The organism is Comamonas sp. B-9 (assembly GCF_000410635.1).
Taxonomy (GTDB): domain Bacteria; phylum Pseudomonadota; class Gammaproteobacteria; order Burkholderiales; family Burkholderiaceae_C; genus Comamonas.
Genome location: NZ_KE148555.1, coordinates 12932 through 15195, shown reverse-complemented (window position 1 = coordinate 15195; position 2264 = coordinate 12932). Strand labels below are relative to the sequence as shown.

Genomic DNA, 2264 nt, shown 5'->3' with positions numbered 1-2264 from the left:
AGATCAGTCTAAGGCATGGGATTCCAAAGCCGATATACATGGTCTTGGCCCTGGTCATCGTGTTGATGCTGGCGCTGGCTTCCTGGGTGTTTATCGAACGCCCGGCCATCGCCTGGTCCCGGTCTCTGGTGCCGCCTACGCGTCGGTCCTCACATCCCCATGTAAAACCGTGAAATGATTAAACAGATACAAATACTCCGGCTGATGGCAGCCCTCTGGGTAGTAGTTTTTCATGGCGCAATACTCGGTATTTTTTCGGATGTGGCACCTTGGGTGGCTACTGTCATCAACTTTGGCTATGCGGGTGTGGATGTTTTCTTCGTCATCAGTGGCGTGATCATGGCGCATTCCACCAAAAATATGGGCCATGGGCCACGCACTGCCACTGCATTTTTGCTGGCTAGATTTTCAAGAATCTATACAGGCTGGTGGCCGGCCATGCTGCTCTATGTCATTTACTTAAAACTAACGCAGCAACTCGATCCCCACATTCAGCTGCAAGCATCTTTTTTTCTCTACTTTTCCGATCTTGCAGGCCTTGTCAGTATTGCCATCTGGTCACTGATGTTTGAGCTGTATTTTTACGTGGTCTTGTCGCTGGTCTTGTTGTTTCCGAAATGGCATCGCCAGCGCTTTATTAAAACTCTGTTTGCGGCACTCGTTGTGCTCAACCTCTACTTGTTGGCGCATCGCTCTGCCGCAGATGGAGGCATCGAGCAAAACTGGATTCAGCTCTTTTATGTGGCTCCCCTTGTGGCAGAATTTTTCATGGGCTACTTCCTCTATCAGTATCTGCAACGTCCTTCGCGCGCATCATGGAAGTTGTGGGCCTTGCTGGCTGCAGCATGGATTGCCTTGATTGTCTATTTCATGCCCCATTTTGAAGATTATCCCTATGGTTTGGCCAATTTTCACTATTGGCCTGAGCGCGCAGTATTGATGGGCGGCGCCGCAATGGCGATCGTAGGCATGGCGTTGAAGCTGCCCTCTCCGCGAAGCCAGATCGCACTGGCGCTGGCAAAATTTGGTGATTATTCTTACGCCATCTATTTGCTGCATATCCTGGCATTCAGCATGATGCTGACGCTATTGCCTTGGCACAGCTGGAATAGCCAGGTGCAGCTTTGGATTGTCGTTGGTGTCCTCGCTGCATTGCTACTGGCGTCAGCTGCCTATTACCACTGGGTGGAGCGGCCGGTCTACATGTTTTGCCGCCAAAAAATCAACTACTGGTTGCACCCCACCGTCCCTGCCCAGCCTGTTCTTCAACCACTCTACAAAAATCAACAGCTGCGATAACGCATTCGCAAAGGGTCCTCTGCATAGCCCTCGCCAAGCGGGTTGGGTGCGGATGGGGATAAGACGCAAGGCGTCTTTTGACGGTGGAGCCGTGGGTTAACTATTGCGGAGGAATGCGTCCCTAAGGTGCATGAAGCCAGAAAGCTTGGCCTTGGATTTGAGACATTCCCGGTCAAGCATCAGGACTGGGAACCATGCGCTGCAGTGCTCAGAAGCGGGGGGCAGAAGAGCGCTACCTGACTGAGCGCATACCACCTGTACAGAGACCGAGATGGCGGAAGACAGCTGGAGTCGAACCAACCCAGGAGTGGCTGACACCCCTCACCGGGTTTGAAGCCCGGCCGCGCCACCGGGCACGATTGCCTTCCCTGCAACACGTGCGTGTTGGGCAAGATGGCCGATTGTAGCGGCTCTGCGTGGCGCCTGCGGCTGGCGCTGCCGCAGACCCTTGGGTGGCTTAGGACGTGGCGCCTGTCTGCCAGCGCACACCCGGGCGCAGCACATGCGTATCGCGCACGCGGCGGGTGTAGCCCACGCGGTCAAAGAACTCCAGGATCTGGATGGCGCGCTTGCGGCCCAGGGCGGTGGCATCGCGGAAGGCATGGGCCTGCACTTCGCCGCGCTCGGCCTGCTGGGCAAGCTCTGCGGTGAGTGCCGCCAGCGCATCCATGGAGGGGGCGGCATAGAACAGGTCCTTGACCACCTGGAACACGAGGCCCTGGCGCGAGAGCTTTTTGAGCAGCTGGCGCACCAGCTCCTCCCCGGCGCCATGGTCGCGGGCCAGGTCGCGCACCCAGGGCGGGTCAAAGCGGCCTTCGGTGATGGCCGGCAGCAAGCGCTGGGCGAGGGCCTGCTCGGCCTCGCTCAGTTGCACGGTGTGGCCGGGCAGGTGCAGCCAGGCGCCGCTGCTGGCGATCTGACCGGCGGCGATCAACGCATCGAGCAGGCCATGGTAGAGCGCATCG

The 2264-nt window shown here is 57.3% G+C and carries 3 protein-coding genes and 1 tRNA gene; 2 read left to right on the top strand and 2 right to left on the bottom strand.

What is annotated here, in order from left to right; genetic code table 11:
• Both H928_RS34055 and H928_RS0110445 read left to right on the top strand, forming a co-directional pair.
• Positions 1-173, top strand: a 173-nt coding sequence (locus tag H928_RS34055) for a hypothetical protein (protein WP_204366300.1), incomplete at its 5' end; no start/stop codon positions are given.
• A gap of 1 nt (position 174) precedes the next feature.
• Positions 175-1299, top strand: a complete 1125-nt coding sequence (locus tag H928_RS0110445) for an acyltransferase (protein WP_021026455.1) — start codon at positions 175-177, stop codon at positions 1297-1299.
• A gap of 272 nt (positions 1300-1571) precedes the next feature.
• On the opposite strand, the gene H928_RS31520 is transcribed toward H928_RS0110445, so the two are convergent.
• Positions 1572-1667: transfer RNA gene (locus H928_RS31520), tRNA-Sec, on the bottom strand.
• An 89-nt stretch (positions 1668-1756) separates the two neighbouring features.
• Positions 1757-2264: SelB C-terminal domain-containing protein (locus tag H928_RS30115; RefSeq protein WP_192816985.1), on the bottom strand; the 508-nt coding region annotated here is incomplete at its 5' end.

Coding starts and splice junctions, on each gene's coding strand:
- H928_RS0110445 (WP_021026455.1), top strand. CDS start 175: ATGATTAAACAGATACAAATACTCCGGCTGATGGCAGCCCTCTGGGTA.